Annotated in this window: 1 pseudogene; it reads right to left on the bottom strand. The window is 64.0% G+C overall.

Annotated features, from left to right (window positions below):
* Positions 1-502, bottom strand: a pseudogene (locus tag XpopCFBP1817_RS21155) (IS5 family transposase); the annotation flags it as partial.
* Positions 503-522: the final 20 nt, after the last annotated feature.

The raw sequence follows: 522 nt of genomic DNA, 5'->3' as shown, positions 1-522 counted from the left end.
ATTGGCGGCAAGGCCTCGATCAACTCCTCGAACACGACCGAGTCGTGCCGATGGGCGCCGGTGACGCACACCGCCAAGGGCACGCCGTTGCGGTCGACGATCAGATGCCGTTTGCTGCCGAGTTTGCCGCGATCGGTCGGGTTTGGCCCGGTGTAGGCGCCCCCCGGGGGGAGGCAACACTGGCGGCGTCCAGACTGGCTCGGCTCAGATCCAGCCTCTGGACGCGACGTAGCTCGGCCAGCAACACCTGATGCAGACGATGCCACACACCGGCAGCTTGCCAATCACGCAACCGGCGCCAGCAGCTCATGCCGCTGCCATAGCCCAGTTCCACAGGCAGGTCTTCCCACGGCACGCCCGTGCGCAAGACATAGACGATGCCGTTGAGGGCTTGCTGATCACTGAGACGTGGCCGTCCACCTTTGGGCGAACGCTTGACTTGCGGAATCAGCGGCTCGATGCGCTTCCACAGCGCAATGGGAATCTCTTTGCGAGGCGTCATGTTCGCAATTTTGCCACCGG

The organism is Xanthomonas populi, assembly GCF_002940065.1.
Taxonomy (GTDB): Bacteria; Pseudomonadota; Gammaproteobacteria; order Xanthomonadales; family Xanthomonadaceae; genus Xanthomonas; species Xanthomonas populi.
This window is presented reverse-complemented; position numbering and strand designations above follow the sequence as displayed.